The organism is Acidovorax sp. AC410 (assembly GCF_979253235.1).
Genome location: NZ_CEEDCG010000001.1, coordinates 1465079 through 1490984, shown reverse-complemented (window position 1 = coordinate 1490984; position 25906 = coordinate 1465079). Strand labels below are relative to the sequence as shown.

Below are 25906 nucleotides of genomic sequence, written 5' to 3'. Positions count from 1 at the left end.
CAGGCGTCTGCGCCATGAACCGCCGCGGCTACACGCTGGCAATGAGGTGGTCGATGAAGGCCCGCATGCGCAGCGGCATGTGGCGGGTGGCCGGGTAGAGGATCGAAAACGGCCGGGAACGGCCGCCCAGGTTCTGCAGCAGCTCCACCAGCCGGCCCTGCCGCAAGTCGTCCTCCACGATGAAGCGGTAGGTCTGCAGCAGCCCTGCGCCATGGCGTGCCAGGGTGGCCACGCCCAGCAGATCGTCGGAGCAGGTGAGGTTGCCAGCGGTGCCGACCTCTACATCCTGCCCATCCTGGCGAAAGACCCAGGGAACCGCCTGCCCGGTGCTGGGCAGCACGAACTGGATGCACTCGTGCGACGCCAGATCGCCGAGGCTGCGCGGCACGCCTGCCGATTGCAGGTAGCCCGGCGTGGCGACGATGACCAGTTCCGCATCCATCAGCTTTCGGGCGACCAGGCCTGAGTCGGCCTGCGCCCGTGCCCGCACAGCCAGGTCGAAGCCATCGGCCGTGAAGTCCACATTGCGGTTGCTCAGTTGCACCTCGACCTGCACCTTGGGGTAGCGTGCGCGAAACCCCACCAGCGCCGGCAGCACCCGGCAGTGCCCCAGCGTGGTGGGCACGCTGATGCGCAGCTTGCCGGCAGGCTCGGCCTGCGTGCCAGTCAACTCCCGCTCGGCCTCGCTGAGGCGGTTGAGCGCCTGCCGGCACTGGTCGAAGTAGGTCCGGCCGCCGTCGGTCAGGCGGATCTTGCGCGTGCTGCGCACGAACAACCGCACCTGCAGGCGCTCCTCCAGCCGCGCGATGGAGCGGCTCACCGCGGCCGGGGTCAGCCCCGCCTCCCGGGCGGCGGACGTGAAGCTCTGGGCTTCTGCGGCCAGGCAGAACAGTTCGATGCTTCCGAGCATCACATCGCCGAATTCACGGGCCATGCATTACTCCATGTAATGGATGAAGTTAGTGATAGGCAGTTTATCAACGCAAGCGTATTCAATAACCTGTGGTTTCCTCTTTTTTGTGCAGATCAGGAAGCCCCCATGACCTCTCCCATCTCCATCGTTTTCCACAGTGGCTACGGCCATACCCGCGAAATCGCGAAGGCCGTTGCCGCAGGCAGCGGCGGTGCGCTGCTGGCCATCGACGACCAGGGCGAGCTCAGCCCCGAAGGCTGGGCGCAGCTCGGTGCCTCGCGCGCCATCGTGTTCGGCTCGCCGACCTACATGGCCAACGTGAGCTGGCAGTTCAAGCGATTCGCAGACGCCAGCTCCGCCGTCTGGGCGCGCCAGGGGTGGAAGGACAAGCTGGCCGCCGGCTTCACCAACAGTGCTGGCATCAACGGCGACAAGCTCACCACGCTCTACACCCTGTTCTCGCTGTCGCAGCAGCACGGCATGCTCTGGGCGGGCACGGCCATGGCGCCGAGCAACACCAAGGCCGCCGTGCGCAACGACCTGAACTACCTGGCCTCCTTCGCCGGGCTGATGACCGCCACGCCCTCCGATGCCTCTCCAGACGAGATGGTGGCCGGCGACTTGGCAACGGCCCGGGCCTTCGGCGAGCGCATCGCGCAAGTCGTCGGCCGCATCGGCTGAACGGGAGCCGCCATGCCCTACGTGAACATCCAGGTCACCCGCGAAGGCGTGACGCGCGAACAGAAGGCTGAACTCATCGCCGGCGTCACCGAGCTGCTGGTGCGGGTGCTGCACAAGAACCCCGCGACCACCCACGTGGTGATCGACGAGGTCGATCTCGACAACTGGGGCGTGGGCGGCTTGCCCGTGGCCGAGTTCCGAAAGCGCAAGCCATGAGCGCCGCCTCCGATTTCAGCGGCGTCACCGCCGCGCTGCACACCTACTTTGAGGGCCTGTACCACAGCGACACGGGCCGGCTGGCGCAGGTCTTCCATCCGCAGGCGATCTATTGCTGCGCCACCGAGGGACAGCTGCTGCACCGGAGCATGGCAGAGTACTTTCCCATCGTGGACCAGCGGCCATCGCCCGCGAGCCTCGGGCAGCCGCGGCGCGATCGCGTCCTGTCCATCGAGTTCGCTGGCCCGGTCACGGCCTTTGCACGGGTGGAGTGCGCGATTGCGCCGCGCTTCTTTACCGACTTCCTGACGCTGGTGCGGCTCGATGGGCGCTGGCAGATCGTGAGCAAGGTCTTCCACTTCGACGTGGTGGAGTGAGGGCGCGCCTGCTGGGCGTGCTCGCCAATGGCAAAGGCCGGGACTCCTTGCGGAGTCCCGGCCTTTTTTGTGCATGGGGCTGCAGTGCGGTCTGCAGCCTTGCCTGTGGATTACAGCGCGCCGACTTCGCCGTAAGAGATCTGGCCGGTGCGAACAGCATCAGCAGCCTGGGCACGCACGGCAGCGCGGTCAGCCGTGGACTTGTAGGTCACGACACGCGAACCAGCAGGCTCGATGCTACGCGTCTGTGCCACGGTAGCGGCTTCAGCGGCCACTTCGGCGCGGGTGCGGTTGGTTTCGAATTGGCTGGCGAATTGCGAAGCATCGGCTTCGTCGGCTTGGGCGCCGAAAGAAGCGAAAGCGGCAACAGCGGCGATGGAGAGGAAGCGTGCGGTCGTGTTCATGATGAAATCCTTGATAAAAGAAGCGTCTCAAAAAAACCGGGACAAAACCATTTCGAACCGGGTTCGGTGAGTCGCCTTGCGGGTTCGGCTCATCGATGGGTTGAACTGTACGCCGCAGGGGACCAAAGAAAAACCACCGAGTCGCGAACTGACTGTTCCAGTTTCGGAAACAGTCAGGCGTGTTGGGCAGCCCCCCATCCCGACAGGCATCCCTGCGCAGCGCCCAGGCGATTGGCCCGGCCAGCCGGCTGGTAATCGGCATGTAACCGCTTTCGTGTGAAAATTGAAATTCGATTACAAAACCGACGAAAGAGACAAGCCCATGCAAACCCGCCGCGCCACCAAGATCGTTGCCACCCTGGGCCCCGCTTCGAGCGACCCGCAACTGCTGGAGGCGATGATCCGTGCGGGCGTCAACGTGGTGCGCCTGAACTTCAGCCATGGCAAGGCGCAAGACCACATCGACCGGGCCACCACGGTTCGCGCTGCCGCTCAGCGCGCCGGGCGTGAGGTGGCCATCATGGCCGACCTGCAAGGCCCCAAGATCCGCGTCGGCAAGTTTGCCGAGGGCAAGGTGCAGCTGGTGTCGGGCGCCCCCTTCGTGCTCGACGCCTCGCGCACCGAGCCGGGCGACAACGATGGCGTGGGGCTCGACTACAAGGAGCTGCCGCGCGATGTGAAGGCCGGTGACGTGCTGCTGCTCAACGACGGCCTGATCGTGCTCACCGTGGATGCCGTGCGCGGCGAAGAGGTACACACCACCGTGAAGATCGGTGGCGAGCTGTCCAACAACAAGGGCATCAACAAGCAGGGCGGTGGCCTCACGGCGCCGGCCCTCACGGCCAAGGACATGGAGGACATCCGCACCGCGATGAGCTTCCAGGCCGACTATGTGGCCGTGAGCTTTCCCAAGAACGCGACCGACATGGAGATGGCGCGCCAGCTGTGCAACGTGGCGGCCTCCGAGTACCGCCACAAGCCGGGCCTGATCGCCAAGATCGAGCGCGCCGAGGCCATCCCGCACCTGGAAGCCATCCTGCGCGTGAGCGACGGGATCATGGTCGCGCGCGGTGACCTGGCCGTGGAAGTCGGCAACGCGGCCGTGCCGGCGCTGCAAAAAAAGATGATCCGCATGGCGCGCGACCTGGACAAGGTCGTGATCACCGCCACGCAGATGATGGAGAGCATGATCACCAACCCCGTGCCCACGCGCGCCGAGGTCAGCGACGTGGCCAACGCCGTGCTCGATGGCACCGATGCCGTGATGCTCAGCGCCGAGACCGCGGCCGGCAAGTACCCGCTGGAGACGGTGATGGAGATGGCCACCATCTGCGCCGCCGCCGAGGCCGCCGAAGACCACCCGCTGGACGCCGACTTCACCGGCCAGACCTTTGGCCGCATCGACCAGTCCATCGCCATGGGCGCGCTGTTCACGGCCCACCACCTGGGCGCCAAGGCCATCGTGGCCATGACCGACAGCGGCGCCACGGCGCTGTGGATGAGCCGCCACCGCATCCACATCCCCATCTACGCCCTCACCCCCAAGGTGGCCACGCAGCGCAAGATGGCCATGTACCGCAATGTGCGCCCGCTGCTCATGGACACCAGCGCCGACCGCGACACCGCACTCGAGCAGGCCGAAGGCCACCTCAAGACGCGCAACATCGTGCAGACGGGCGACGTCTACGCCATCACCTGCGGCGAGCCCATGGGGGCGCCGGGCGGCACCAACATGCTCAAGATCTGCCGGGCCAGCTGACCGGCCGGCTTGCGTCAGGAGGCCGCCGGTGCGGCGTGCGCGGCCGGCTGCCCGAAGCGCCCGCGCAGCAGGCTGGCCCCGATGTCGCACATCCACGCCGTCGTCCAGCACAGCCAGCCCGACCAGAGGGTGTGGCTCATGAAGTGCGCGCCCCGGGCCTGCTGGGCCAGGCCCAGCAGCAACCCGGCGGCCAACGAGGCGGCCAGGCAGATGCGTGCGGCCCTGGGCTGCGCACGCAGCAGCGCGAAGTAGCCGCCGATGAAGGCGAATCCGGCCGAGGCGTGGCCTGCCGGAAAGCACCGCCCACCGCCGCCATCCACCATTCCCCACGCCCAGTGCGAGGTGTAGCGCGCCACGCCACCGAACTCGGCCATGTCCCAGGGGCAACTGCTGTTGCTCAGGTTCTTGGCGATGCTGACCGCTGCCAGGGCCAGCAGCGCGCTCACGGCCCCTTGCAGGCGCTCGCCCGTGTCCAGCCGGCGCAGCACGCCCAGGGGCCACCACACGCCCAGCGCCAGCAGCAGCACCAGCAGCCAGCCCAGGCGGCGTGCCCCTTCGTGCGCCACATGCACGAAGAACCACTGGTCACGCAGCGGAAAGCCCGATGCGCTGCCGAACAGGCGGGCGAGCGGCTGGTCCTGGCCCAGGGCATCCCACAGCACCAGCAGTGCCAGGGCCGCCAGGGTCCAGAGTGCCCGGTAGCGTTGGCGGTGGGAAGGCTGCGGGCGGAGAGCGGGTGGCAAAGGCATGGCGCGACGATAGAGGCGGGCTCTTAAGGCCGTCTTAAAGTCCGCAGGCACAATCCGCGCATGCGAATCCTTGTCGTGGAAGACGATGCCGGCATTGCCAGTGGCCTGCGCACCAACCTGCAGCAGCGCGGCTATGCCGTGGATGTGTGCGATGGCGTGGCCGGTGCCTGGGCGGCGCTGCGCGCCGAGCGCTTCGACGCCGTGCTGCTGGACCTGGGCCTGCGCGATGGCGATGGCAGCGAGGTGCTGCGCCGCCTGCGCGCCAGCCCGGCTGCGACGGCCGGCGCACAGGCCGCAGTGGCGCTGCCGGACCCGGCCACACCGGTGCTGATCCTCACGGCGCGCGACCATGTCACCGAGCGCATCGCGGGCCTGGACCAGGGGGCCGACGACTACCTCGTCAAGCCCTTCAATGTGGACGAGCTCGAAGCCCGGCTGCGTGCCATGCTGCGCCGTGCCACGGGCCGCGCCGCGCCCACGCTGCGCCATGCCGACATCGAGCTCGACCCCGGTGCGCGCACGGTGCAACAGGCGGGGCAGGCGGTGGAGATGTCGCCGCGCGAGTTCTCGGTGCTGTGGGTGCTGATGGATGCGCGCGGGCGCGTGCTGTCGCGCCAGCAGATCGAGGAGCGCCTGTACAGCTGGGACGTGGCCATCGAGAGCAATGCCATCGAGGTCTACATCCACCACCTGCGCCGCAAACTGGGCAGCACCTGCATCCAGACCATGCGCGGCGTGGGCTATTTCATGCCCCAGGAGAAGCCATGAGGATGAAGGCCTGGGGCCGGCGCCTGCTGCGCGTGGCCGGCAGTTCCTCGCTCACGCGCCAGCTGCTGCTCTGGTCGCTCGGTGCCCTGGTGCTGGTGTGGGCCAGCTTCGTCTACCTGGGCTACCAGACCGGCATCCACGAGGCCGATGAGCTGACCGACGGCCACCTGGCCAGCGTGGCCGCGCTGCTGCTCAACCTGCGTGCGTCGGAATCGGTGGAGTTGGAGAACACCACCCAGCGCGCCACGATGCCCTGGCTCAAGGCGCACGACTACCAGCAATCCCTGAGCGTGGTGCAGTGGGATGCAGAGGGCCGTCTTCTGGCCCACACGGGCAGCGCACCCCTGCCCGCCTTCGGTGCGGCCGAGGGCTTCTCCAACCTGGCGCTGGGGCCCAAGGCCACCGTGTGGCGCAGCTTCTCCCAGTGGTCGGCCGACCGCAGCCGCAAGGTGGTCGTGCTGCTGGAGCTGGGCGAGCGCGATGACCTGGCCGAGGACATTGCCGAACAGATGGTGGAGCCAGGCCTGTGGTTGCTGCCCGTGGTGGCCATCGCACTGGGCCTGGCGCTGTGGCGCGGCCTGCGTCCGCTGTACCTGCTGTCCAGCGACGTGGCCGCACTCGACCCCGCCAGTGCCGAGCGACTGACGGCCCGCCACGCCTGGAGCGAGTTCGAATCGGTGGTGGCTTCCATCAACACCCTGCTGGAGCGCCAGCAGGCCGCCATGGCGAGGGAGCGGCGCCTGGCCAACGAGGTGGCGCACGAGTTGCGCACCCCGCTGTCGTCCATTGCGCTGCAAGCCGGCGCGCTGGAAAAGGGGCTGGACGCCCCGGGCCAGGCCCAGGCCGTGGCACGCATCGGCCAGGACGCACTGCGAGCCGGCCATGTGCTCAACCAGTTGCTTGCCCTGGCGCGGGCCAGCCGGGCCGAGCTGCACGAGGCCAAGGGGCCCCTGGACCTGGCAGCCATCAGCCGCGCCGTGTGCGCGGACTATGCCCAGGCCGCCTGGCAGCGCGGCGACGAGATCGCGCTGGCCGGGCCCGAGCAGATGGCCGTGCTGGGCCACGCCGTGCTGCTGGACCTGGCGCTGCGCAACCTGATGGAGAACGCCCTCAAGCACACACCCGAGGGCACGCACGTCGCCGTGCAGATGGGGTGGACCGATGCCGGCGCCGCCTGGCTGCAGGTCTGCGACGACGGGGCCGCCGGTGCGGGTGCGGAACGTGCCGCGGCACCGGCCGACAGCCTGCACCTGGGGCACGAGATCGTGCGCCGCGTGGCCGAAGCCCATGGCGCGCATTTCGGGCCTGCGCCGGCGCCGGCGCCCTTTACCACCTGCTACCGGCTGGAATTCGCTGCAACGTCGGCGGCGACGGCCGGGTAAAATCACGGGTTACCAAGCGGTTACCACCGCCCGCTGCCTGTATCCATGGCGCCCCATCAACCCTGAACGGACCTCACGACCATGCCCCTCGTCTCGATGCGCGAACTGCTCGACCACGCCGCTGCCAACAGCTATGGCATCCCTGCCTTCAACGTCAACAACCTGGAACAGGTCCAGGCCGTGATGGCGGCTGCCGACGAGGTGGGTGCGCCGGTCATCCTGCAGGCCAGCGCAGGTGCCCGCAAGTACGCCGGCGAGCCCTTCATCAAACACCTGATCCAGGCCGCCGTCGAAGCCTTCCCGCACATTCCCCTGGTGATGCACCAGGACCACGGCACCTCGCCCAAGATCTGCTCGGGCGCCATCGACCTGGGCTTCGGCTCGGTGATGATGGACGGCTCGCTGATGGAAGACGGCAAGACCCCCTCGTCCTTCGAATACAACATGGAAGTCACCCGCAAGGTGGTCGACATGGCGCACAAGGTGGGTGTCACCGTCGAAGGCGAACTCGGCTGCCTGGGCAACCTGGAAACCGGTGAAGCCGGCGAGGAAGACGGCATCGGCGCCGAAGGCAAGCTGGACCACAGCCAGATGCTGACCGACCCCGAGGAAGCCGCCATTTTCGTCAAGGCCACGCAGCTCGATGCCCTGGCGATCGCCATCGGCACCAGCCACGGCGCCTACAAGTTCAGCCGCAAGCCCACGGGCGACATCCTGGCCATCAGCCGCGTCAAGGAAATCCACCAGCGCATTCCCAACACCCACCTGGTGATGCACGGCTCCTCCTCGGTGCCTGCCGAGCTGCTGGCCATCATCAACCAGTACGGCGGCAAGATGAAGGAAACCTACGGCGTGCCCGTCGAGGAGATCCAGGAGGCCATCAAGTACGGCGTGCGCAAGATCAACATCGACACCGACATCCGCCTGGCCATGACCGGCGCGGTGCGCAAGTTCCTGGCCGAGAACCCCGACAAGTTCGACGCGCGCGAATGGCTCAAGCCCGCACGCGAAGCCGCCAAGCAGGTCTGCAAGGCCCGCTACCTGGAATTCGGCTGCGAAGGCCAGGGTTCCAAAATCAAGGGCCTGAGCCTGCAGCAGGTGGCCCAGCAGTACGCCGCAGGCACGCTGGCGCAAGTGGTGCACTGAACCACGGGCCCCTGTCCACAAGCCCGCAAGCCCTGTGCTTGCGGGCTTTTTTGCGCCCGGAGTGTCTCCTTTGCGATGGGGAGTTCCCTCTACATCAGCCAAATGCAACAGCCATCAAAGTTTCTTCATGTAAGCTCGCGGTCAGTAAGTAAGTAAAACCACTGACCTTGAGCAAGGAGACGACATGCTGATTGGTGTGCCTGCAGAGTCCATGGCAGGAGAGACACGGGTTGCCGTGACCCCCGAGACGGTCAAGAAGCTCAAGGCCCAGGGCCATGCCCTGCGCGTCGAAGCCGGCGCCGGCATTGCCGCCAGCGTCACCGATGCGGCGTACGAGGCTGCCGGTGCCGAGATCACCGATGCTGCGGGCGCCTGGGGCGCCGACCTGCTGCTCAAGGTGCGCTGCCCGTCCGAGGCCGAGACGCCGCGCCTGCGCGCAGGCAGCACGCTGGTGGGCATGCTCAATCCCTTTGACGCCGCGGGCCTGCAGCGCCTGGCCACGGCCGGCGTGACGGCCTATGCGCTCGAAGCCGCACCGCGCACCACGCGTGCCCAGAGCATGGACGTGCTGTCTTCCCAGGCCAACATCGCCGGCTACAAGGCGGTGATGATCGCCGCCGACCGCTACCAGCGCTTCTTCCCCATGCTCATGACGGCGGCCGGCACCGTGAAGGCCGCGCGCGTGGTGATCCTGGGCGTGGGCGTGGCGGGCCTGCAGGCCATTGCCACGGCCAAGCGCCTGGGCGCCGTGATCGAGGCGTCGGACGTGCGCCCCAGCGTCAAGGAGCAGGTCGAATCGCTGGGCGGCAAGTTCATCGACGTGCCCTACGAGACCCAGGAAGAAAAGGACGCCGCCGAAGGCGTGGGTGGCTATGCCCGCCCCATGCCGCCCAGCTGGCTGGAGCGCCAGAAGGCCGAGGTCGCCAAGCGCGTGGCCCAGGCCGACGTGGTCATCACCACCGCCCTGATCCCCGGCCGTGCAGCCCCCGTGCTGGTGACCGAGGACATGGTCAAGTCGATGAAGGCCGGCTCGGTGATCGTCGACATCGCCGCCCCCCAGGGCGGCAACTGCCCGCTCACCGAGCCCGGCAAGACCGTCGTCAAGCACGGCGTGACCCTGGTGGGCGAGACCAATCTGCCGGCGCTGGTGGCGGCCGACGCTTCGTCGCTCTATGCGCGCAATGTGCTCGACTTCCTCAAGCTCATCGTCAACAAGGAAGGTGCGCTGCACATGGACCTGCAGGATGACATCGTGGCCGCCTGCCTGATGGCCCACGAAGGCACGGTGAAGCGCGCATGAGGGCGCTGCTGCCCCGCGTGCTGGCTGCTGCGGCGGCGCTGGCGGTTCTTTCCGCCTGCGCCCCCATGCCTGCCGGCCCTGCCGAGTTCAGCGCCGGGCGCACGCGCGTGGTGCTGCCGTCTTCCGCGTGGGAAGACCTGGGCAGCTTCGATGATGCTCTGGCGGCACTGCCGCCACCGGCCAGCCTGCCCTTGCAGACCCGCGCCGTGGCCCTGCGCGGCGCCCGCAACGAGGTGCTGGCGGTGATGCTGGTGCAATCCCACCAGCGCAGTGACCCGCGCGAGCGCACGCTGTGGACGGCCTCCTGTGCGCAGGAGCAGGGTCTGTGGGTGAAAGATGCCGCCGCCGGCAGCCCGGTGCGCGTGGATTGCCTGCGCTTCAAGCGCTGGGCGCACACCAGCGACCGCTTTCTGGACAAGGCCAACCCGGGCCTGGTGCGCTGGATCGGTGAGCGCGGCGTGGCGCTCACGCAGCCCTACTCGCATCTGAACTACCGCTATGCCACCGAGGGCGGCGCCTACATCGAGGTGAATGCCCTGGTGGACCTGCGCTTGCTGAAGCTGCCTGCAGGCAATACGCCCGACTACCTGCGCGCCGGCCTGCCGGCCGAAGCCTGGAGCCAGCAGATGGCCCGGGCGGCGCGCGTGAGCGTCGGCATGCTCGATGGATTCCTGGCCGTGCCGCCGTTCCCCGCTGCACTGCCGCAATAAGTAAAAAAAGCCAAGGGAGGCACGGAACATGGGGACCATTTTGCAAATCCTGGGCCTGGTCATCACCTTCACCATGGCCATGGAGGCCCTGCGGCGCTTCGGCATCGACGTGGGCTGGCTCAATCCGCTGACCTTCTTCCACCGGCGCGCCTGGCGGAAAAAGGTCACCACGCCACCGCTCTACGCGCTCGACCACCCGGTGGACGTGGTCGCCGTGCTGGCCCTGGCCACGGTGCAAACCACGGGCGCCATCACCGTGCAGCAAAAGACCGGCGTGCAGGCGCTGCTGCGTGAGCACCTGGCGCTGACCGATGGTGATGCCGGCAGCCTCTGGGTGGCCAGCGCGCACCTGCTGCGCAACCGCGCCCTGGCGCTCTCCGAGCTGCCCGAGGTACTGGCGCGCAGCGCCGACAAGTTCACCGATTACCACGTGCAAACGCTCAAGACCGTGATGCGATCGGCAGCTCTGATCGAGCCGCCCGTCAACGCGGCCCAGCAGCAGCTGATCGACGCTGTGGATGCCTATTTCGCCAGGAAGAACGCCGCCAAAGGCCCCTGGTCTGCCGGAACCTAACGCCAATTGAAGAAAGAAGGACACATTTCCATGGATGCCGTCTCTCCCACCCTCATCAACCTCATCATTTTCGTGCTGGCCATCTACGTGGGCTACCACGTGGTCTGGACGGTGACGCCCGCGCTGCACACGCCCCTGATGGCGGTGACCAACGCCATCTCCGCCATCGTCATCGTGGGTGCCATGCTGGCGGCCGCGCTCACCGAAACCACCTTGGGCAAGAGCATGGGCGTGCTGGCCGTGGCACTGGCCGCGGTCAACGTGTTCGGCGGCTTCCTGGTCACGCGCCGCATGCTCGAAATGTTCAAGAAAAAAGAGAAGAAGTCCGCTTCCAAGGCTGAAGGAGGCCAGGCATGAGCATGAATCTCGTCACGCTGCTGTACCTGGTGGCCAGCGTCTGCTTCATCCAGGCGCTCAAGGGGCTGTCGCACCCCACGACCTCGATCCGCGGCAATGTCTTCGGCATGACGGGCATGGCGATTGCCGTGCTCACCACCGCCGCGCTCATCGTCGAGCTGTCGGGCGGCAAGGCGCAGGGCATGGTCTACGTGCTGGGCGCACTGGTGGTGGGCGGCGCGGCCGGCGCCATCATGGCCAACCGGGTCGAGATGACCAAGATGCCCGAGCTCGTGGCCTTCATGCACAGCATGATCGGCCTGGCCGCAGTGTGCATCGCTGTCGCCGTGGTGGCCGAGCCCTGGGCCTTTGCCATCGTGCCCAAGGATGCGCCCATCCCTGGCGGCAACCGCATCGAACTGGCCCTGGGCGCCTTCATCGGTGCGGTCACCTTCAGCGGCTCGGTGATCGCCTTCGGCAAGCTCTCGGGCAAGTACAAGTTCCGCCTGTTCCAGGGCGCGCCGGTGCAGTTCCCCGGGCAGCACAAGCTCAACCTGGTGCTGGGCCTGGCCGTGCTGTTCTTCTGCTTCGGCTTCTGGCACTCGCAAAGCTGGATCGACATCGTGCTGGTGATCGCGCTCGGCTTCATCCTGGGCGTGCTGATCATCATCCCCATCGGCGGTGCCGACATGCCGGTGGTGGTGTCCATGCTCAACAGCTACTCGGGCTGGGCGGCTGCGGGCATCGGCTTCTCGCTCAACAACTCGATGCTGATCATCGCCGGCTCGCTGGTGGGCAGCTCGGGCGCGATCCTGAGCTACATCATGTGCAAGGCCATGAACCGCTCGTTCTTCAACGTGATTCTGGGCGGCTTCGGCGGCGACACCGCCACGGCGGCCGGTGGCGCCAAGGAGCAGCGGCCGGTCAAGAGCGGCAGCGCCGACGACGCCGCCTTCGTGCTCGGCAATGCCGAGACCGTGGTCATCGTGCCCGGCTACGGCCTGGCCGTGGCGCGCGCCCAGCATGCGGTCAAGGAACTGGCCGCCAAGCTCACCGAAAGGGGCGTGACGGTGAAGTACGCGATCCACCCGGTCGCAGGCCGCATGCCCGGCCACATGAACGTGCTGCTGGCCGAGGCCGAGGTGCCGTACGACCAGGTGTTCGAGATGGAGGACATCAATGGCGAGTTCGGCCAGGCCGACGTGGCCATCATCCTCGGCGCCAACGACGTGGTGAACCCCGCTGCGCACACCAAGGGCAGCCCCATTTACGGCATGCCCATCCTGGAGGCCTACAAGGCCAAGACCGTGATCGTCAACAAGCGCTCCATGGCGGCAGGCTATGCCGGCCTGGACAACGAGCTGTTCTACATGGACAAGACCATGATGGTCTTCGGCGATGCCAAGAAGGTCGTCGAGGACATCGGCAAGGCCATCGAGTAATCCTTCCCGCGGCGAAAGACCCTTTTGGCGCTACGGCAAAAGCCCTGCGGCCTAGGGGAAACTAACCACCCACGGAACCCGCACCGGCAGAGACAATGCCGGGGTTCCATTGCAATGAGAAGTTTGGAGAGACACGCACCATGACCGACCGCCCCTGGCTGGCCGCCTATCCGCAAGGCGTCCCCGCAGATATCGATACCTCGCAGTACCCCTCCCTGGTGGCGCTGATGGATGAGGCGTTCACCAAGTACGCCAGCCGCGTGGCCTACAGCTTCATGGGCAAGGACGTGAGCTATGCCCAGACCGACTCGCTGAGCGCTGCCTTCGCGGCCTACCTGCAGGGCCTGGGCCTGGTCAAGGGCGACCGCGTCGCCATCATGATGCCCAACGTTCCGCAGTACCCCGTGACGGTGGCGGCCATCCTGCGCGCCGGCTTCGTGGTGGTCAACGTGAACCCGCTGTACACCCCGCGCGAGCTGGAACACCAGCTCAAGGACTCGGGCGCCAAGGCCATCGTCATCATCGAGAACTTTGCCAGCACGCTGCAGCAGTGCATTGCCAATACGCCCGTCAAGCATGTGGTGCTGGCGGCCATGGGTGACCAGCTGGGCCTCGTCAAGGGCACGCTGGTGAACTACGTGGTGCGCAACGTCAAGAAGATGGTGCCCGCCTATGACCTGCCTGGTGCCGTGCGCTTCAACGATGCCGTGGCCCGCGGCACGCGTGGCAGCTTCAAGAAACCCGACATCCGCCCCGACGACATCGCCCTGCTGCAATACACCGGCGGCACCACCGGCGTGAGCAAGGGCGCCGTGCTGCTGCACCGCAACGTGATCGCCAACGTGCTGCAGTCCGAGGCCTGGAATGCGCCGGTGATGGCCAAGGTGCCTTCGGGCGAGCAGCCCACCAGCGTCTGCGCGCTGCCGCTGTACCACATCTTCGCGTTCACGGTGAACATGATGCTGTCCATGCGCACCGGCGGCAAGACCATCCTGATCCCCAACCCGCGCGACCTGCCGGCGGTGCTCAAGGAACTGTCCAAGCACACCTTCCACAGCTTCCCGGCCGTGAACACCTTGTTCAACGGCCTGGCCAACCACCCGGACTTCAACACCGTCAACTGGAAGAACCTCAAGGTCTCGGTGGGCGGCGGCATGGCGGTGCAGGGTGCCGTGGCCAAGCTCTGGCTGGAGAAGACCGGCTGCCCCATCTGCGAGGGCTATGGCCTCTCGGAAACCAGCCCCTCGGCCAGCTGCAACCCGGTGACGGCCAAGGAATACACCGGCACCATCGGCGTGCCGATCCCCGGCACGTCGATGAAACTGCTGGACGACGAAGGCCACGAAGTCACCACGCTGGGCCAGCCCGGCGAGATCGCCATCAAGGGCCCGCAGGTCATGGCCGGCTACTGGCAGCGCCCCGATGAGACCGCCAAGGTCATGACCGATGACGGCTACTTCAAGTCCGGCGACATCGGCATCATGGATGAGCGCGGTTACTTCAAGATCGTGGACCGCAAGAAGGACATGGTGCTGGTCAGTGGCTTCAACGTCTACCCCAACGAGGTCGAGGAAGTGGTCGCCAACTGCCCTGGCGTGCTCGAATGCGCGGTGGTCGGTGTGCCCGACGAGAAGACCGGCGAGGCGGTCAAGCTGGTCATCGTGAAGAAGGACCCGGGGCTCACCGAGGCCCAGGTCAAGGAATACTGCAAGGCCAACCTCACGGGCTACAAGCAGCCGCGCGTGATCGAGTTTCGCACCGAGCTGCCCAAGACCCCCGTGGGCAAGATCCTGCGCCGCGAGCTGCGCGACAAGAAGTGAGCAAGTAAAGAAGAAACGGGCAACTCTGTTCTCACCCGAGGCACCGCGAACCGGTGCACCGAGTGGGGCCCGGCAGGGCTTTCGGCTGGAATAATCGCAATACTGCGTGTCCAGCCGCAAGCCCTTTTTTTTGCCTGAAGCTCCATGACCACTGCCATCCTCAGCGCCCTGCCCGAAGAGCAGGCCAGCCTCGTTGCCCGGCTCGAGCGCGCACAGCGCCTGACCCACGCTGGGCGCTCCTTCTGGCGCGGCGAGTTGTGCGAGCGGCCCGTGGTGCTGGCGCTCTCGGGCATCGGCAAGGTGGCCGCTGCGACCACGGCCACCGCGCTCATCGAGCATTTCGGCGTGGCGCGCATCGTCTTCACCGGCGTGGCCGGTGGCCTGGGGGATGGGGTGAACGTGGGCGATGTGGTGGTGGCAGAGACCTTTGTGCAGCACGACATGGACGCCTCGCCGCTGTTCCCGCGCTGGGAGCTGCCCGGCTACGCGCGCACGCGGCTGGACTGCGATCTGCACCTGTCCACCCTGCTGCGCGACGCGGCCCGCGATTGCCTGTCCGGCGCCGGCCGCCTGCCGGGGCTGGACGATGGAGCGCACCGCGTACACCACGGCCTCGTCGCCAGTGGCGACCGCTTCGTCGCGAGTGCCCAGGAAGCCCGGCAATTGCGCGAAGGCCTGGGCCTGGCTGGCCACAACGCACTCGCCGTCGAAATGGAAGGCGCCGCCGTGGCCCAGGTCTGCCTGGACTACGCCATCCCCTTCGCTGCCATCCGCACCATCTCCGACCGCGCCGACGACACCGCCCACGTCGACTTCGCCCACTTCGTCCAGACCGTCGCCAGCCGCTACGCGGAGCACATGGTGCGGGTGCTGATGCAAACCTTGTGATGCGACGAGTGCGCCTTCGCTGTACGAAGGTGCGAAGCACCTGAAGTACGCTCGCAAGCCGTCAAAACTGGCACACCCCACACCAGCGCCACCGTGGATCCGGCTTTGCCGGCCCACCGGAGGCGTCCCCCCTCGGGGGGAAGGCGCGGAGCGCCACAGGGGGGCTATTTCAGCCAGCCGCGTTTGCGAAAGTACCACATGGGCCCCAGCGCACTGGCCAGCATCAGCCCCAGCGCATAGGGGTAGCCCAGCGACCAGTCCAGCTCAGGCATGAACTTGAAGTTCATGCCGTAGACGCTGGCGATCAGCGTGGGCGGCAGCAGGGCCACGCTGGCCACCGAGAAGATCTTGATGATCTTGTTCTGGTTGATGTTGATGAAACCGACCGTGGCGTCCATCAAGAAGTTGATCTTGTCGAACAGGAAGGCCGTGTGGTTGTCCAGCGACTCGATGTCGCGCAGGATCTGGCGCGCCTCCTCGAACTGCTCGGAGTTCAGCATCTTGCTGCGCATCATGAAGCTCACCGCGCGGCGCGTGTCCATCACGTTGCGGCGGATGCGGCCGTTCAAGTCTTCCTGGCGCGCGATGGCGGCCAGCACCTCGCCGGCGCGGGTATCGGTCACGTCGCCGGCCAGCACCTGCTTGCTCACCGCTTCGAGTTCGTCGTAGATGTTCTCCAGCGTGTCGGCCGAGTACTCGGCGTCCGCGTCGAACAGCTTGAGCAGCACTTCCTTGGCGTCCTCGATGAGGCCCGGCGCACGCCGCGCGCGCATGCGCAGCAGGCGAAAGACGGGCACATCCTCGTCGTGGATGGAGAACAGTACGCCCCGGCTCTTGAGGTTGGCGTTGTGCTGGTTCAGGATGAAGGCCACGCGCACCGAGCGCGGGTTCTCGTCGTCGTCGATCAAAAAGTCGCTGCGGATGTGCAGCTCGCCGTTGTCTTCCTCGTAGAAGCGGGCGGATTCCTCGATGTCCTCGTCCATCGCATCCTCGGGGATGGACAGGCCGTAGTGCTGCTTGATCCAGCGTTTCTCTTCGAGCGTGGGGGCTTCCAGGTCCACCCAGATCGGCTGGAACCTGGCGAGCTCTTCCAGGGATTCGATCTCTTCCTGGAACAGCCGGCCATTGGCGAGCGTAAAGATGTTGAGCATGGGCTCACTCCCTCTGTAATTGGCGTCTGCGGTGGGGGGTCAGGGGTTGCTTTCAACCCCACGGCAGGCCGGGGAGCTGAAAGCTACCAACTCGGGTAGGTTTCCAAGGAGCTTTCTCCGTTAAAAGTGCAAGCGCCGGATTATCGCACCGGGCCACGGGCGTGTCTGTGACAACGGACGCGGGGCCTGGCCGCAGCTCAGGCGGCGGTGGTGGCTGCGCGAACGATGGCCAGCGCCCGGCACAGGTCGGCCCAGGCGGCGGCCTTGTTGTCCTGCGAGCGCAGCAGGAAGGCGGGGTCGTAGGTGACCACGGCCGGGCAGCCCGCCAGGGTGTGAGGCCCCGCGCGCAGGCGGCCCAGGGGCTCGGTGCTGGCCAGGGCAGCGCGAGCGGCCACATGGCCCAGCACCAGCACCATGGCCGGCTGCAGCGCGGTGACGGCTTCGGCCAACTGCCCAGCCACGTCGGCATCGCCGCCGTGGCCGCCAGGTGCAACGCGCTCCAGCGCCGCCAGGAAAACCCGCGGGTGGCGATGCAGCTGCATGGCACGCAGCATGTTGTCCAGCAGCTTGCCGGCGTCGCCCGATAGCGGCTCGGCAGGGTGGGGTATCTCGGCCACGATGAGCCAGCCGCCGCCCAGCGCTGCGGGCGTGCGTGCCGGGTCGGCCGCGGGGTACAGCGCCTGGGGGGCGTGCAGGGACAACAGACCAGCCGCGGCCGCTGACCCGGTGGCCGCAGAGGGGGCGACCGGTGCCGGTGTCGGCGCGCGCGGTGCCGCTGGCGCCGGGGCGGTGGCCCTGGGCGGCTGCGCAGCGGGAACGGGGGCCACCGGGGCCGATTGCGGCGCCGTGGCCACCGCGCCATCCGGTACCGGGGTTGTGCGCATGGAGGGGGCTGCAACGGTGGCAGGCAAAGCGGCCACTGCCTCTGCGGGGGCCCACACGGTCACCCCCATCTCCTGCAGCATGGCGCGCTGGCGCGCATCGAGGGAAAGGCTCATGGGGTGGTTCTCACAATGGCAGGCTCATGACCACCGCGTCCTCGCGCTGGCCATGGTGGGCCGGGTAGTAGCGCTTGCGCTCGCCCACGCGGCGAAAGCCATGGGTCTCATAGATCTGCTGGGCGCGCAGGTTGCTCACGCGCACCTCCAGCCACAGCCACTGGGCACCCTTGCCGCGCGACCACAGGGCCAGTGCGTCCAGCAGCACGCGGGCCCAGCCCTGGCGCTGGAACTCGGGCGTGACGGTGAGGTTCAGCAAATGCACTTCGTCCACCCCCATCATGGCCACGAAGTAGCCCAGCAGGTGGTCGCCGCCCATCAGCAGCTGGCACTCGTAGCGCGAAGCCATGGCATCGATGAAATTGCCCCGCGTCCAGGGGTGGGTGTAGGCGCGCAGCTCCACGTCCAGCACGGCATCGAGCTGTGCCAGCGTGAGGGCTTCCAGGCGCGCCTCGGGGGCATCGGCAGAAGGGGTGGGTACGGCGCTCATGGAGGCGGTCGGTTCAAGGAGGGTTGGACGCCGCCTGGGCGGCGCGCAAGGCGTCTCGCTCGGCAGTGGTTTTCGCCACTTTATCGCGGATATAGCGCGGCAGGGCATCGCTGGCGGGCACGGCGCCCCCTGCGGCCAGCAGGGCCGGCGCCAGGCGCAGCAGCGCGGTGGCCGTGGGCAGGGCCCGTACATGTACAGCAAGGGGGGCCAGGCGCTCAGCATAGGGCGCCTGCGCATTGCCGGCCACGCTCCAGCCGCCAGGCACCTCCACGGACTCGGGGGCCCCGAGTCCGAAGTCGGCATCGGCCTGCCAGCGCTTCTCGGCGGACCGCCATTCGCAGCGGGCGCTGTAGACCTCGTCCATGCGCGCGTCGAGCACCGCCACCACCTGCTTGCAGCCATGCTGGTGGCGCGCCTCTTCGGCCACGGCCAGCAAGGTGTCCACCGGTAGCACGGGCACGCCTGCACCACCGCGCGCGCCGAAGGCCAGGCCCTGGGCCACGGCGCAGGCGGTGCGCAAGCCCGTGAACGAGCCCGGCCCCCGGCCGAAGACGATGGCGTCGAGCGTGGCGAACGACAGGCCGGCCTCTGCCAACAGGCGGGTGACGGCCGGGATCAGCGTGGCCGAGGCCTGCGCGCCCCCCGGGCCCGTGTGCTCGCGCACCAGGTCCCCGTGCTGCACGGCGATGGACAAGGTGTCGGTGCTGGTATCGAAGGCGAGCAGGTTCATGGCAGGGGCAGGCGGGACATCAGGCCGCAGATTTTCCGGAAGCGGTGGGCAGGGAGGTGGGCGCGGGGTTCTTGCGCAGCACGCCCAGCAGGATACCCGCGGTCACGAGCGCCAGGCCCGCACCCAGATTCCAGTGCATGGGCTCGTCCAGGAGCAGCACCGCGCCGATGGCCGACAGCCCCGGCACCAGCGCCGTGATCATGGTGCTGCGCACGGGGCCGTAGTGCTGGATCATCCGCGTGAACGCAATCCCTGAGATGACCACCGAGCCGCCGCCCTGGAAGACCAGCTGGAAGAGAATTTCGCTCCACGGCGCCAACCCCAGGTGGCTGGTGACCGTGCCCAATGCCAGCAGCACCCCGTACACGGGTGCGTACACCAGCAGCGCGAAGGCGGTGATGGCGATGGTGGCCTGCACCGCATCGACGGCCAGGCGCCGGGCCTGCACGCTGTAGGCGGCCCAGCTGGCGGCGGCGAGCATGAACAGCACATCGCCCTTCCACACATCCCCGCCCGAAAAGCCGGCCAGCAGGCTGCGCCCGCCGACCAGCAGGTCGCCGGCCACGATGAGCACCAGGCCCATCGCGCGCAAGGGCGTGATGCGGTCGTGCAGCACGAGCACGGCCAGCAGCGCCGTCCACAGCGGCAGGCTGCCGGGCATGAGCACCGCGGCATGGGTGGCCGGGGCGTGGAAGAAGCCGGCGTAAGCCAGCACGGCATACAGGACGCCGCCAAAAATACCCAGCAGGGCCGTGGTGGACAGCGGCAGCGGCGAGATGCCGCCCAGGCTGGAGGCGGGGGCGCCGGCACCCATCTGCACCCGGCGCCGGCGCACCAGCCACCAGCCCCAGGGCAGCAGCACCAGGCTGGCGCCGACGATGCGCAGCAGCGTGATGTCCAGGGGCGTGAGGCTGCGCTGGGCCGAAGCACGGGCGATCACGATGAAGCTGGTCCAGAGGGTGACGGTCACCAGGGCTGCCAGCAGGCCCATGGCCCGGGGAGAAAAGCGCATCCGGGGATTATCGGCGGGCCGGGCAGGCCGTGCCGGCGGTGGGCGATAGACTCCCCGTCCATGTTGTCCGTACGCCCGCTGAGCTGTCTGCCCCTGCCATCCTTTGCGCCACCGTGGCGCCTGGTCGCCCCGCTGGCCCTGCTATGGAGCCTGGCGCTTCCCGGTGCCCAGGCCCAGGCGCCCAGCCCTTCGCCGTTGCCGCCCGAGGTGGAGGCCGCGCTGTCCCGTGCCCGCCTGCCGCGCGAGGCGCTCTCGGTGCTGGTGGTCGATGCGCAGGGCGGCCCGCGCCAGGCCGCGCGCCTGGCGCACCGCGCCCAGGTGCCCATGAACCCGGCCTCGGTGATGAAGCTGGTCACCACCTACGCGGCGCTCGACCAGCTGGGGCCGGCCTACGCCTGGAACACCCCCGTCTACGTGCAGGGCTCGGTGCAGGACGGCAGCCTGCGCGGCAACGTCTACATCCAGGGCCAGGGCGATCCCAAGCTGGTGATGGAGCGCCTGTGGCTGCTGCTGCGGCGCCTGCAGGGCCAGGGCATCCAGGTCATCGTGGGCGACATCGTGCTCGACCGCACGGCCTTCGACGTGCCCGAGCAGGACCCCGGCAGCTTCGACAACGAGCCCCTGCGGCCCTACAACGCATCACCGGATGCGCTGCTGGTGAACTACAAGTCCCAGGTGATGACCTTCGTGCCGGATGCCGCCGCCGGCCTGGCGCGCATCCAGTACGACCCCCCGATGGCCGGCGTGCAGCGCCAGGCCTCCGTGGCGCTGGCCGCGCCCGGGGCGGACTGCGGCGACTGGCGCGGCGCCTTGAAGGCGGAGCTGACCGACCCCGCGCGCATTGCCTTCCAGGGCGTGTTCCCGGCCAGCTGCGGTGAGCGCGTGTGGCCGATTGCGCCGACGGACCCGCGCGGCTTTGCGGCGCGCGCAGTGGAGGGCATGTGGCGTGAACTGGGCGGCAAGCTCACGGGCAGCGTGCGCGACGGCAAGGTGCCGGCCGGTCTCAAGCCCGCTTTCGTGGCCACCTCGCCCGCGCTGGCCGAGGTGGTGCGCGACGTGAACAAGTACAGCAACAACGTCATGGCACAGCAGGTGTTCCTCACCCTGGCCCTGGGGACCAAGGGGACGCCGGCCACCTTCGACGGCGCGCGCGAGGCCCTGCGCCGCTGGTGGCAGCTGCGCTTTGGCGATACCGACCAGCCCGTGGCCGACAACGGTGCCGGCCTCTCCCGCGATGCGCGCATCACGGCCCAGGGCCTGGCGCGCATGCTGCAGTCGGCCTGGGCCTCGCCGGTGATGCCCGAGCTGGTGTCCTCCCTGCCCATCGCCGGGGTGGATGGCACCCTGCGCCGCAGCCAGGCCCGGGGCGCGGCCCACCTCAAGACCGGCAGCCTGCGCGACGTGATGGCCATCGCCGGCTATGTGCATGGCGCCAGCGGCCGGCGCTACGTGCTGGTGGCCATGGTCAACCATGCCAATGCCGGTGCCGCCCGCCCGGTGCTCGATGCGCTGACCGACTGGGCCGCGCGCGACCAGTAGGCGGCGGTTGTGGGCAGGAACCCGTGTCGCCCAGGCGTCCGCAGGCCCTCGTATTCCCTAATGGCGGCTCTGGCGCTGGTGCGCGCACGATGCGGCGTTACCATCGACCGACCAAACCACATACCTATAGACCGGAGGATGCGCCCATGAAGTATTTTCGCCTGACCTGTGTCGCCGCGGTAGCGGCTCTGCTTGCCGCCTGCGGTGGCTCCGACGACCACGGGCGCGGGGACCTGGTGGAGATCCCCACCGTCCTGACCACGCTCACCGCCGATCAGATCGACGCGGGCACCACGTCCAGCGGCCTGCGTGCCATTGCCGGCAAGGCCCGCTGCGATGTGAAGGTGGTGGCGATCAACTACTACACGGCAGGCGTCAAGGCCGGCGAGCTCACCAACGCCTCGGGCGTGATGCTGGTGCCCGCGGGCAGCTGCAGCACGGAAAAGACCGCCCTGCTGGCCTACGCCAAGGGCACCGACGTGCAAAAGCCCCGCACCCTGGCCAACCCGCAGGACAGCGAGACCTTCCTGCTGGCCGCGATGTACGCCTCGCAGGGCTATGCCGTGGTCGCCACCGACTACCTCGGGTTTGCCAAGTCGGGCTACAGCTACCACCCCTACCTGCATGCCGATTCGGAAGCCACCTCGGTGATCGACTCGGTGCGCGCCGCACGCCGGGCCGCCGCCTCGGTGGGGGGCAACCTGTCGGGCCGCGTCCTGTTCACCGGGTACTCGCAGGGCGGGCATGCCTCCATGGCCGCGCACCGCGCCGCCGAGCGTGACTATGGCAACGAGTTCGACGTAGCGGCCGGCGCCCACCTGGCAGGGCCCTACAACCTGTCGGGTTCGCTGCGCATCCCCGATGCGATTGCGGGTGTGCAGTTCTTCGTGCCCTACCTCGTGACGGCCTGGCAGAAGGTCTACGGCAACATCTACAGCGACGTGAAGCTCGCCTTCAAGGCGCCGTACTCGAACTACATCGAGACCCTGCTGCCCAACCCGACGATGAACTACACCACGCTGGTGACCTCGGGCACCTTGCCGGCAGGCACGCCCAACCAGGCGCGCGATGCGCTGTTCCAGCCGGCCTTCATTGCCAGCAGCCAGACGAATGCGAACGATCCACTCTATCTGGCAGCGCAGAAGAATGACATCCTGGGCTGGACGCCCAAGTCGCGCGTGCTGTTGTGCGGTGGCTCGGGTGACCCCACGGTGCCGCCTGCCGTGCACCAGCGCGTGATGGCCGCCGACTTCGCTGCACGCGGCGTGACCAACGTGATCTCAGTGGACGTGGACGGTGCCATCCAGGCCGCCTTCGGCCCCGGTGGCGCAGCGCCCACCGACCCGACTTCTGCGGCCTTTGCCACCTACTACGGTGCCTACCACGGCACTTATGAGCCACCGTTCTGCCACGCCCAGGCGCGTGCTGCGTTCGACATCATCGTGAAGTAAGCGAGGCCCCTTGCCAGCATCCAAAGCCGACCTCCGGGTCGGCTTTTTTCATGGTGCGTGGCTTGGTAGTTTCCCGGGCGGGCAAGAAGCGCATGCGGAGTTAGGATGGTTGTTGCAAAAAAGCACGGTCGTGCTTTTTGTAATCTTCTTTCCTGGAGAACTCCCTTGAACACAAGACAATGCAAGGCCGCCCTTTCGGTGCTGGCAACGGCCTGCCTTCTGGCGGCATGCGGTGGTGGCGGCTCGGACACCGCGCCTGCGGCCCGCGTGACCTCGGTGAAGGTGGCTGGTGACAGCCTGGCCGACAGCGGCACCTTCGGCTACAAGTTCACCGTGCAGGGCTCGGCCGCGACGGGCACGGGATCGACGCCGATCTGGCCAGAGCGCGTGGCGACGAGCTATGGCCAGTCGCTGTGCGCGCACTATGTCTTCAATGGCACGGCGTTCTCGGCGAATGCCGCCTGCTCGAACTATGCGGTGGGCGGCGGGCGCATCAACAACTTCACGGCACCCACCTCGCCCGTGTCCATCACCCAGCAGCTCAAGGACCTGGGCAATGGCGGCTACAGCGCCTCGGACCTCGTGCTGGTCGATGGAGGCGGTAACGATGCCGCTGATCTGATCGGTGCCTACCTCAAAGCTGTCAGCGACGGTGGCCAGGCCTATGCCGCCGTGCTGGGATCGGTGCTGCCCGCAGCCACGGTCAATGCCGCCCTGGCCGGTGGTGCCGCCAGCCAGGCGCAGGTGGGAGGCGCCTACATGCAGGCATTGGCGCAGCAATTCGCGGCCACCGTCAAGGCCAACACGGTCGCCAAGGGAGCGCCCCGTGTGGCCGTGCTGAATGCACCCGGCATCACCCGCACCCCCCGCTTCCTGATGGTGCTGGCCTCCATCTCCGCCCAGCGTGGTGCGGAGGCCGCCAAGCAGGCCGAGGCCCTGTTCGATGGCTGGGTTCAGGCCTTCAATGCACAACTCGCCACCAGCCTGGCCGGTGACGAGCGCATTGTCGTGGTGGACTTCTACACCTCCTTCAAGGACCAGTCGAGCAACCCGGCCCAGTACCAGCTCACCAACCCCACCACGCCGGCGTGCCCGGCCACGGGCGTGGGCAGCGATGGCCTGCCGACCTACAGCTTCCCCACCTGCACGGCCTCGGCGCTGTCGGCCATGGCGCCACCTGCCGGCGCGACCGGCGGTGCGGACTGGTGGAAGAGCTATGGCTTCTCCGACAGCTTCCACCCCACGCCCTATGGCCACCAACTGGTCGGGCAACTGGTGTCGCGTTCGCTGTCCCAGGCGGGCTGGCTGTAAGCGGCCGGCTGTGCGCCAACCCCATTCCAAGGAGTCTTCCATGCACCATTTTTTTAAGCCGGGCCTGGCGGCTGCGGCGCTCTTGCTGGCGGCCAGCGCCTCGGCCCAGGTGGCTGGCACCTTCAGCGTGCGCGCCGGTTTCACCCACATCGCCCCGCAGGTCAAGAGCGGCAACCTCAGCGCTCCGAGCTTCCCGGGCACCACGATCGACGTGGGCAATGCCACCTCGCTGTCTGGCGGCGTGAACTACATGCTGACCAACCACTGGGCCGTTGACGTCCCCCTGGCGCTGCCGTTCAAGCACGAGATCGAGGGCGATGGCGCCATCGCGGGTGTCGGCAAACTCGGCGAGACCAAGGTCCTGCCGGTCACCGTCTTCGCCCAGTACCGTTTTGCCGAGCCCGAGGCGCGCTTTCGCCCCTACGTGGGTCTGGGACTGACCTACAGCCGCTTCTTCAAGACCCGCACCACGGCCACCTTGAGCGGCCTGACCGGTGGCACCCCGTCCAGCCCCACCACGGCATCGGTGGACAACAAGTGGGGGCTGACTCCCCAGATCGGCTTTGTCTGGAGCTTCAACGACCGCTGGTCGCTGGATGCCGCCTACTACAAGAGCTTCCTCAAGACCACGACGCACCTGTCTTCGGGCCAGTCGATCAGCAAGCGGCTGAACCCCGACGTGATCGCCATCGGCGTGGGTTACCGCTTCTGACAGCGGAACGCCAATGAAAAGGCCGACCCCTTGGGTCGGCCTTTTTTTTGTGGGCCAGAGCCCGGCAGAAACCCGCTTACCAGCGCGCGCGCAGGCGGTCGTAGGCGTAGTTGCCGAACTGGCGGTGGGCGTTGGGCGTCAGGTAGACGCTGTCGGCGAACACGTAGGCGTCCTGGTTGGCGCCGGTGAGGAGGGTCGAGGTCGTACACAGAGCCGAGTTGACCTGGCCCGCGCCGATGCCGATGCCGTTGGTGGTGTCCAGCGAGGTACACACGGGCGTGGTGGCGTTGTTGAAGCCGTAGTTGGCAGGGGTGCCGACGTACAGGTTCACATAGTAGGCAGAGTCCACGTAGAGCACGTTGGCGCCCAGGTCGACCACGCTCACCAGCAGGCCTTCGTTGAAGCGGCTGCTGGCGTCGCTCAGCAGGGCTTCGCGGTTGATGGCCTTGGCCCAGGGCGTCTTGCCCAGGTCGTAGGTGCCGGTGACGACCACGTTCTTGGCGCCCGCTGCGACCAGACGGCGCACCTGGGTGGCAAGGTCCTGACCGGCCTTGCGCGCTGCGGCCACCATGTCGGTGGTGCTCTGGGTGCCGGCCGTCACGGCGGCCATGCCGGCGATCACGTCGCTGGGGCCTCCGTTGATGACGATCAGGTCGTTCGCAGCAACGCCGCCAGCGGCCAGGAAGGCGTCGATCTGCTCCGTCACCGTGGGCGTGGTCGCCACGCCGGCGGCATCGGGCTTGATCGCCACGCGTGCATTGCCCACGGCATAGCTGCGGCCACCGGCCGTGGACGATGCCGCCAGGGTCTTGCCATAACGCGAGGCGATCTGCAGCGTCCAGTTGTTCACGCTGCCATCGTTGACCGAGTAGCGCGTTCCCTTCTGGCCGACGTCGTTGTAAGCGTCGCCAAAGGCCACCAGGCGTTCAGGGTTGAAAGCCGACTCCGTCGTGCTCGAACCGCAGGCCGCAAGCAATGCGGCCGACGCGCATGCGGCCACCAGTACGGTGCGGCGCATCCAATTTGCTGCCATGTATTTCTCCAGAA

27 protein-coding genes are annotated in these 25906 nt (G+C 67.7%); 18 read left to right on the top strand and 9 right to left on the bottom strand.

Annotated elements, in window-relative coordinates; translation table 11 throughout:
- Window positions 1–28: 28 nt before the first annotated feature.
- Window positions 29–934, bottom strand: coding sequence for a LysR substrate-binding domain-containing protein (locus AC0IZS_RS06930; RefSeq protein ID WP_471634949.1), 906 nt, complete (start codon window positions 932–934; stop codon window positions 29–31).
- Between the two features lie 105 nt (window positions 935–1039).
- On the opposite strand from AC0IZS_RS06930, the gene AC0IZS_RS06925 reads away from it, so the two are divergent.
- From AC0IZS_RS06925 to AC0IZS_RS06915, 3 genes are read left to right on the top strand one after another with little or no spacing between them, the layout of a single operon-like run.
- Window positions 1040–1594 carry a flavodoxin family protein gene (locus AC0IZS_RS06925; RefSeq protein ID WP_471634948.1) on the top strand — a complete coding sequence of 185 codons (555 nt, stop codon included), beginning with the start codon at window positions 1040–1042 and terminating at the stop codon, window positions 1592–1594.
- A gap of 12 nt (window positions 1595–1606) precedes the next feature.
- Complete coding sequence (locus tag AC0IZS_RS06920; RefSeq protein WP_471634947.1) at window positions 1607–1810, top strand: tautomerase family protein; 204 nt, start codon at window positions 1607–1609, stop codon at window positions 1808–1810.
- Complete coding sequence (locus tag AC0IZS_RS06915; RefSeq protein ID WP_471634946.1) at window positions 1807–2187, top strand: nuclear transport factor 2 family protein; 381 nt, start codon at window positions 1807–1809, stop codon at window positions 2185–2187. Before AC0IZS_RS06920 ends, AC0IZS_RS06915 begins: the two co-directional genes overlap by 4 nt.
- Before the next feature lie 110 nt (window positions 2188–2297).
- Here the strand turns inward: AC0IZS_RS06915 and AC0IZS_RS06910 are convergent, their stop codons facing one another.
- The gene (locus AC0IZS_RS06910; protein ID WP_471634945.1) at window positions 2298–2591 is read right to left on the bottom strand and encodes a DUF4148 domain-containing protein; all 294 of its coding nucleotides are present in this window, start codon (window positions 2589–2591) and stop codon (window positions 2298–2300) included.
- A 322-nt stretch (window positions 2592–2913) separates the two neighbouring features.
- On the opposite strand from AC0IZS_RS06910, the gene pyk reads away from it, so the two are divergent.
- Complete coding sequence (pyk, locus tag AC0IZS_RS06905; RefSeq protein ID WP_471634944.1) at window positions 2914–4350, top strand: pyruvate kinase; 1437 nt, start codon at window positions 2914–2916, stop codon at window positions 4348–4350.
- A 14-nt stretch (window positions 4351–4364) separates the two neighbouring features.
- Here pyk and AC0IZS_RS06900 read toward each other — a convergent pair whose 3' ends face one another.
- A complete protein-coding gene (locus AC0IZS_RS06900; protein ID WP_471634943.1) occupies window positions 4365–5099 on the bottom strand; it encodes a phosphatase PAP2 family protein in 735 nt (244 codons plus the stop codon).
- A gap of 60 nt (window positions 5100–5159) precedes the next feature.
- On the opposite strand from AC0IZS_RS06900, the gene AC0IZS_RS06895 reads away from it, so the two are divergent.
- The 10 genes from AC0IZS_RS06895 to AC0IZS_RS06850 all read left to right on the top strand — a co-directional run bounded on the left by AC0IZS_RS06895 (window position 5160) and on the right by AC0IZS_RS06850 (window position 15465).
- Window positions 5160–5867 carry a response regulator gene (locus tag AC0IZS_RS06895; RefSeq protein WP_471634942.1) on the top strand — a complete coding sequence of 236 codons (708 nt, stop codon included), beginning with the start codon at window positions 5160–5162 and terminating at the stop codon, window positions 5865–5867.
- A complete protein-coding gene (locus AC0IZS_RS06890; protein ID WP_471634941.1) occupies window positions 5864–7249 on the top strand; it encodes a histidine kinase dimerization/phospho-acceptor domain-containing protein in 1386 nt (461 codons plus the stop codon). The genes AC0IZS_RS06895 and AC0IZS_RS06890 overlap by 4 nt, the downstream gene beginning before the upstream one ends.
- An 81-nt stretch (window positions 7250–7330) precedes the next feature.
- Window positions 7331–8395, top strand: a complete 1065-nt coding sequence (fba, locus tag AC0IZS_RS06885) for a class II fructose-bisphosphate aldolase (RefSeq protein WP_471634940.1) — start codon at window positions 7331–7333, stop codon at window positions 8393–8395.
- 184 nt (window positions 8396–8579) lie between these two features.
- Window positions 8580–9695 carry a Re/Si-specific NAD(P)(+) transhydrogenase subunit alpha gene (locus tag AC0IZS_RS06880; RefSeq protein WP_471634939.1) on the top strand — a complete coding sequence of 372 codons (1116 nt, stop codon included), beginning with the start codon at window positions 8580–8582 and terminating at the stop codon, window positions 9693–9695.
- A complete protein-coding gene (locus AC0IZS_RS06875; RefSeq protein ID WP_471634938.1) occupies window positions 9692–10405 on the top strand; it encodes a hypothetical protein in 714 nt (237 codons plus the stop codon). Before AC0IZS_RS06880 ends, AC0IZS_RS06875 begins: the two co-directional genes overlap by 4 nt.
- A 28-nt stretch (window positions 10406–10433) precedes the next feature.
- The gene (locus tag AC0IZS_RS06870) at window positions 10434–10979 is read left to right on the top strand and encodes a phenylacetic acid degradation protein (protein WP_471634937.1); all 546 of its coding nucleotides are present in this window, start codon (window positions 10434–10436) and stop codon (window positions 10977–10979) included.
- 30 nt (window positions 10980–11009) lie between these two features.
- Window positions 11010–11336 carry an NAD(P) transhydrogenase subunit alpha part 2 gene (locus tag AC0IZS_RS06865; RefSeq protein WP_471634936.1) on the top strand — a complete coding sequence of 109 codons (327 nt, stop codon included), beginning with the start codon at window positions 11010–11012 and terminating at the stop codon, window positions 11334–11336.
- The gene (locus AC0IZS_RS06860; RefSeq protein ID WP_471634935.1) at window positions 11333–12757 is read left to right on the top strand and encodes an NAD(P)(+) transhydrogenase (Re/Si-specific) subunit beta; all 1425 of its coding nucleotides are present in this window, start codon (window positions 11333–11335) and stop codon (window positions 12755–12757) included. The genes AC0IZS_RS06865 and AC0IZS_RS06860 overlap by 4 nt, the downstream gene beginning before the upstream one ends.
- A 140-nt stretch (window positions 12758–12897) precedes the next feature.
- Complete coding sequence (locus tag AC0IZS_RS06855) at window positions 12898–14577, top strand: long-chain-fatty-acid--CoA ligase (protein WP_471634934.1); 1680 nt, start codon at window positions 12898–12900, stop codon at window positions 14575–14577.
- Window positions 14578–14721: 144 nt separating this feature from the next.
- Window positions 14722–15465 (top strand): 5'-methylthioadenosine/adenosylhomocysteine nucleosidase, encoded by a 744-nt coding sequence (locus tag AC0IZS_RS06850; RefSeq protein WP_471634933.1) that lies wholly within the window; start codon window positions 14722–14724, stop codon window positions 15463–15465.
- A gap of 164 nt (window positions 15466–15629) precedes the next feature.
- Here AC0IZS_RS06850 and corA read toward each other — a convergent pair whose 3' ends face one another.
- The 5 genes from corA to AC0IZS_RS06825 form a co-directional block, all read right to left on the bottom strand.
- Window positions 15630–16616: a magnesium/cobalt transporter CorA gene (gene corA / locus AC0IZS_RS06845; RefSeq protein ID WP_322591147.1), complete on the bottom strand. Its 987-nt coding sequence runs from the start codon at window positions 16614–16616 to the stop codon at window positions 15630–15632.
- 197 nt (window positions 16617–16813) lie between these two features.
- Window positions 16814–17614, bottom strand: a complete 801-nt coding sequence (locus tag AC0IZS_RS06840) for a uracil-DNA glycosylase family protein (RefSeq protein ID WP_471634932.1) — start codon at window positions 17612–17614, stop codon at window positions 16814–16816.
- A gap of 10 nt (window positions 17615–17624) precedes the next feature.
- Window positions 17625–18104 (bottom strand): ribosomal protein S18-alanine N-acetyltransferase, encoded by a 480-nt coding sequence (gene rimI, locus AC0IZS_RS06835; RefSeq protein ID WP_471634931.1) that lies wholly within the window; start codon window positions 18102–18104, stop codon window positions 17625–17627.
- A gap of 13 nt (window positions 18105–18117) precedes the next feature.
- Complete coding sequence (gene tsaB / locus AC0IZS_RS06830) at window positions 18118–18834, bottom strand: tRNA (adenosine(37)-N6)-threonylcarbamoyltransferase complex dimerization subunit type 1 TsaB (RefSeq protein WP_471634930.1); 717 nt, start codon at window positions 18832–18834, stop codon at window positions 18118–18120.
- A 19-nt stretch (window positions 18835–18853) separates the two neighbouring features.
- Entirely contained in the window at window positions 18854–19846 is a 993-nt protein-coding gene (locus AC0IZS_RS06825; RefSeq protein ID WP_471634929.1) for a DMT family transporter, read from the bottom strand.
- Window positions 19847–19906: 60 nt separating this feature from the next.
- Here AC0IZS_RS06825 and dacB point away from each other — a divergent pair, with 60 nt between their 5' ends.
- The 4 genes from dacB to AC0IZS_RS06805 all read left to right on the top strand — a co-directional run bounded on the left by dacB (window position 19907) and on the right by AC0IZS_RS06805 (window position 24859).
- Window positions 19907–21385 carry a D-alanyl-D-alanine carboxypeptidase/D-alanyl-D-alanine endopeptidase gene (dacB, locus tag AC0IZS_RS06820; protein ID WP_471634928.1) on the top strand — a complete coding sequence of 493 codons (1479 nt, stop codon included), beginning with the start codon at window positions 19907–19909 and terminating at the stop codon, window positions 21383–21385.
- 146 nt (window positions 21386–21531) lie between these two features.
- Window positions 21532–22836, top strand: a complete 1305-nt coding sequence (locus AC0IZS_RS06815; protein ID WP_471634927.1) for a lipase family protein — start codon at window positions 21532–21534, stop codon at window positions 22834–22836.
- A 165-nt stretch (window positions 22837–23001) separates the two neighbouring features.
- Window positions 23002–24147, top strand: coding sequence for an SGNH/GDSL hydrolase family protein (locus AC0IZS_RS06810; RefSeq protein ID WP_471634926.1), 1146 nt, complete (start codon window positions 23002–23004; stop codon window positions 24145–24147).
- Between the two features lie 40 nt (window positions 24148–24187).
- The gene (locus AC0IZS_RS06805) at window positions 24188–24859 is read left to right on the top strand and encodes an OmpW/AlkL family protein (RefSeq protein WP_471634925.1); all 672 of its coding nucleotides are present in this window, start codon (window positions 24188–24190) and stop codon (window positions 24857–24859) included.
- A 76-nt stretch (window positions 24860–24935) separates the two neighbouring features.
- Here the strand turns inward: AC0IZS_RS06805 and AC0IZS_RS06800 are convergent, their stop codons facing one another.
- Entirely contained in the window at window positions 24936–25892 is a 957-nt protein-coding gene (locus tag AC0IZS_RS06800; RefSeq protein ID WP_471634924.1) for an SGNH/GDSL hydrolase family protein, read from the bottom strand.
- Window positions 25893–25906: the final 14 nt, after the last annotated feature.

Coding starts and splice junctions, on each gene's coding strand:
- AC0IZS_RS06930 (WP_471634949.1), bottom strand. CDS start 934: ATGGCCCGTGAATTCGGCGATGTGATGCTCGGAAGCATCGAACTGTTC.
- AC0IZS_RS06925 (WP_471634948.1), top strand. CDS start 1,040: ATGACCTCTCCCATCTCCATCGTTTTCCACAGTGGCTACGGCCATACC.
- AC0IZS_RS06920 (WP_471634947.1), top strand. CDS start 1,607: ATGCCCTACGTGAACATCCAGGTCACCCGCGAAGGCGTGACGCGCGAA.
- AC0IZS_RS06915 (WP_471634946.1), top strand. CDS start 1,807: ATGAGCGCCGCCTCCGATTTCAGCGGCGTCACCGCCGCGCTGCACACC.
- AC0IZS_RS06910 (WP_471634945.1), bottom strand. CDS start 2,591: ATGAACACGACCGCACGCTTCCTCTCCATCGCCGCTGTTGCCGCTTTC.
- pyk (WP_471634944.1), top strand. CDS start 2,914: ATGCAAACCCGCCGCGCCACCAAGATCGTTGCCACCCTGGGCCCCGCT.
- AC0IZS_RS06900 (WP_471634943.1), bottom strand. CDS start 5,099: ATGCCTTTGCCACCCGCTCTCCGCCCGCAGCCTTCCCACCGCCAACGC.
- AC0IZS_RS06895 (WP_471634942.1), top strand. CDS start 5,160: ATGCGAATCCTTGTCGTGGAAGACGATGCCGGCATTGCCAGTGGCCTG.
- AC0IZS_RS06890 (WP_471634941.1), top strand. CDS start 5,864: ATGAGGATGAAGGCCTGGGGCCGGCGCCTGCTGCGCGTGGCCGGCAGT.
- fba (WP_471634940.1), top strand. CDS start 7,331: ATGCCCCTCGTCTCGATGCGCGAACTGCTCGACCACGCCGCTGCCAAC.
- AC0IZS_RS06880 (WP_471634939.1), top strand. CDS start 8,580: ATGCTGATTGGTGTGCCTGCAGAGTCCATGGCAGGAGAGACACGGGTT.
- AC0IZS_RS06875 (WP_471634938.1), top strand. CDS start 9,692: ATGAGGGCGCTGCTGCCCCGCGTGCTGGCTGCTGCGGCGGCGCTGGCG.
- AC0IZS_RS06870 (WP_471634937.1), top strand. CDS start 10,434: ATGGGGACCATTTTGCAAATCCTGGGCCTGGTCATCACCTTCACCATG.
- AC0IZS_RS06865 (WP_471634936.1), top strand. CDS start 11,010: ATGGATGCCGTCTCTCCCACCCTCATCAACCTCATCATTTTCGTGCTG.
- AC0IZS_RS06860 (WP_471634935.1), top strand. CDS start 11,333: ATGAGCATGAATCTCGTCACGCTGCTGTACCTGGTGGCCAGCGTCTGC.
- AC0IZS_RS06855 (WP_471634934.1), top strand. CDS start 12,898: ATGACCGACCGCCCCTGGCTGGCCGCCTATCCGCAAGGCGTCCCCGCA.
- AC0IZS_RS06850 (WP_471634933.1), top strand. CDS start 14,722: ATGACCACTGCCATCCTCAGCGCCCTGCCCGAAGAGCAGGCCAGCCTC.
- corA (WP_322591147.1), bottom strand. CDS start 16,616: ATGCTCAACATCTTTACGCTCGCCAATGGCCGGCTGTTCCAGGAAGAG.
- AC0IZS_RS06840 (WP_471634932.1), bottom strand. CDS start 17,614: ATGAGCCTTTCCCTCGATGCGCGCCAGCGCGCCATGCTGCAGGAGATG.
- rimI (WP_471634931.1), bottom strand. CDS start 18,104: ATGAGCGCCGTACCCACCCCTTCTGCCGATGCCCCCGAGGCGCGCCTG.
- tsaB (WP_471634930.1), bottom strand. CDS start 18,834: ATGAACCTGCTCGCCTTCGATACCAGCACCGACACCTTGTCCATCGCC.
- AC0IZS_RS06825 (WP_471634929.1), bottom strand. CDS start 19,846: ATGCGCTTTTCTCCCCGGGCCATGGGCCTGCTGGCAGCCCTGGTGACC.
- dacB (WP_471634928.1), top strand. CDS start 19,907: ATGTTGTCCGTACGCCCGCTGAGCTGTCTGCCCCTGCCATCCTTTGCG.
- AC0IZS_RS06815 (WP_471634927.1), top strand. CDS start 21,532: ATGAAGTATTTTCGCCTGACCTGTGTCGCCGCGGTAGCGGCTCTGCTT.
- AC0IZS_RS06805 (WP_471634925.1), top strand. CDS start 24,188: ATGCACCATTTTTTTAAGCCGGGCCTGGCGGCTGCGGCGCTCTTGCTG.
- AC0IZS_RS06800 (WP_471634924.1), bottom strand. CDS start 25,892: ATGGCAGCAAATTGGATGCGCCGCACCGTACTGGTGGCCGCATGCGCG.